The organism is Sphingomonas sp. PWP1-2 (assembly GCF_049898305.1).
GTDB lineage: Bacteria > Pseudomonadota > Alphaproteobacteria > Sphingomonadales > Sphingomonadaceae > Sphingomonas > Sphingomonas glacialis.
In genome coordinates, this window is record NZ_JAFCXM010000020.1 from 1 (window position 1) to 2,575 (window position 2,575).

Annotated in this window: 2 protein-coding genes; both read right to left on the minus strand. The window is 65.9% G+C overall.

What is annotated here, in order from left to right; all coding sequences use genetic code 11:
- Positions 1–122: 122 nt before the first annotated feature.
- Positions 123–983 (minus strand): IS21-like element helper ATPase IstB, encoded by an 861-nt coding sequence (gene istB, locus ACP7C5_RS19120; RefSeq protein ID WP_426265504.1) that lies wholly within the window; start codon positions 981–983, stop codon positions 123–125.
- Positions 980–2,467, minus strand: coding sequence for an IS21 family transposase (istA, locus tag ACP7C5_RS19125; protein WP_426265505.1), 1,488 nt, complete (start codon positions 2,465–2,467; stop codon positions 980–982). Before istA ends, istB begins: the two co-directional genes overlap by 4 nt.
- Positions 2,468–2,575: the final 108 nt, after the last annotated feature.

A 2,575-nucleotide genomic window follows, 5' to 3' on the forward strand; every position in this document is an offset into this window, starting at 1 on the left:
TGTCAACGCCGGTCGGATTCCAGGCCAGCGGGGCGGAGTAAAAGCAGGCCATTGTTGATGCGGGCCTGACGATATGAAGAGGGCCCCGATCGGGGCCCTCTTCATATCGTTGTCGTCGTCGATCACGCGGGGGTGATCTCGCCGGTTTCGGGGTCGATAATCTCGGTGGTCTGGTTTTGCTCCGCCCTGGCGGCGGAGCGTCGGCGCCCGGCGGACTGCTTCAGCCGGTAGCTGTCGCCATTCATCGTCAGGATGCTGACGTGGTGGGTGAGCCGGTCGAGGAGCGCGCCGGTGAGGCGCTCGCTGCCCAGCACCTGGGTCCAGTCCTCGAACGGCAGGTTGGAGGTGACGATCGTGGAGCCACGCTCATATCTTTGGGAGAACACCTCGAACAGCAACTCGGCGCCCGTGGGTGACAGCGGCACATAGCCAAGCTCGTCGATGATCAGCAGCTTCACCGCGGCAAGGTCGCGCTGCATTTTCAGCAGGCAGCGTTCGTCGCGCGCTTCCAGCAGCTGGCTGACCAGCGCCGCCGCGGTCGTGAACGTCACCGTAAAGCCCTTCTGGCAGGCGGCCAGGCCGAGGGCGAGCGCGACATGCGTCTTGCCCGTGCCGCTGTTGCCTAGCGCGATGATGTTCTCGCGCCGCAGAACATACTCACAGCGGGCAAGCTCCAGCACGAGCATCTTGTTGAGGCTCGGGATGGCGGTAAACTCGAACGTGTCGAAGCTCTTCACCGCCGGGAACCGTGCCGCCCGGATGCGCCGCTCGATCGTGCGCCGTTCGCGATCGATCAGCTCGAGCTCGATAAGCCGCAACAGATAGCGCGGGTGATCGGTGCCATCGTGCGCGCACTCGCGGGCCACCTTGTCATACTCGCGCAGCACGGTGGGCAGCTTCAACTGCTTGAGGTGATGGGCCAGCAGCACCTGCGGCGTGCCGCTCATCGTGCCGACCGGCATCGTATCAGGTGCGCCGCTCATGCCGCCAGCACCGCGTAGTCGGCGGCCGAGGTCGTCTTCACCGCTGTTCGCGGCAGGTGCGGATAGGCCGCCAGGTCGAGCCGGGCGGGTCGCCGCTCGATGCGCGCCAGCGCGATCAGCTTGATCGCATCGAACCCGACCGCACCGATCTGGATCGCATGGGTCACCGCGCCCGTGACGACGTCGAGCGGCAGCGCCTCCAGCAGGCGCAGCACCTGGATAAACTCACGCTTGCCCCGGTTGCCCATCCGAGCTTCGAGCAGGTGTCGCAGGTGCTGGAACACATCCGGCAACGCCCAGCCCTGCAACGCTGCGGCTTGGTCGAGCGCGCCGGGCTTGGTCTCGATCAGCGCCAGATAGTGGAGCGGGTCGGCGACGAACACGCCCTCGCCATAGCACCGCTGGTGGCGAGCGATCTCCTTGCCGCCGCACAGGATCACCACCTCGGCGACGAAGCCCTTCACCACCACGTCCTGGAAGCCGTAAGCGGTCGGCACTGAGTAGTCGTTGGCCCGATAGCGCACGAGCGCCATCGACGAGACCCGCCCGCTGCGCTTCTCGCAGGGCTCCAACGGCACCGCCGGCAGCGGTCGCAGCGCTGCGCGATCGACCACTAGACGCTCGCCGATCGTCTCGGCATGGCGGCCGGCATGATCGCGCTGTCGAGCGCGGCAGCGCTCTTCCAGCATAATGTTCAGATTGTCGAAGCTGGCAGCGTGCGGGACCGGCACCATGAAGTTGGCGCGCGAGAACTTGACCAGCCCTTCGACCTTGCCCTTGTCGTTGCCCTTGGCCGGTCGCGCGAAGCGATCGCGGAACAGGTAATGGCTGCACAACTCGGTGAAGGCACGCGTGCGTTCGCGCCTCCCGTCGCCCAGGATCTTTACCACCGCGATCGTCGTGTTGTCGTACAGGATCGACAGCGGCACGCCGCCGAAGAACGCGAACGCCGACACATGCCCGTCGAGGAACGCCTCCGTCGTCTCGCGCGGATAGGCCTTCACAAAGCAGGCATCCGACTGCGGCAGGTCCATGCACAGGAAGTGGATCTTCTGGCGCACCCCGCCGATCACGCCGACCGCCTCGCCAAAATCTACCTGCGCATGGCCCGGCGGGTGTGCCAGCGGCACGAACGTCTCGCGGCCGCGCGCCCGGCAAAGCCGGACATGATCCTTCACCACGGTATATCCGCCGGCAAAGCCATGCTCGTCGCGCAGCCGTTCGAAGATCCGCTTGGCCGTATGCCGCTGCTTCACAGGCGCTGTCCGGTCAGCCTCCAGGATCGCATCGATCACCGGCAGCAGCGGCCCCAGCTTCGGCTTCGCCGCCGGTTCCTTGCGCGTATATCCCGGTGGCAACGAGAACCGGCACATCTTGGCCACCGTCTCCCGGTTCAGCCCGAACACACGCGCCGCCTCCCGACGGCTGTGACCCTCAACGAACACGAAGCGCCGAACGGCGGCATAACTCTCCACGCCAAACATCCCCGGCCGCTCCTAAAAGAAGCAGCCTTACCAACGGCTGGATTTTACTCCGCCACGCTCAGCACCGCGCCGGCGTTCCGATGGCCTGCTTTGTCACCGGCGCATCCA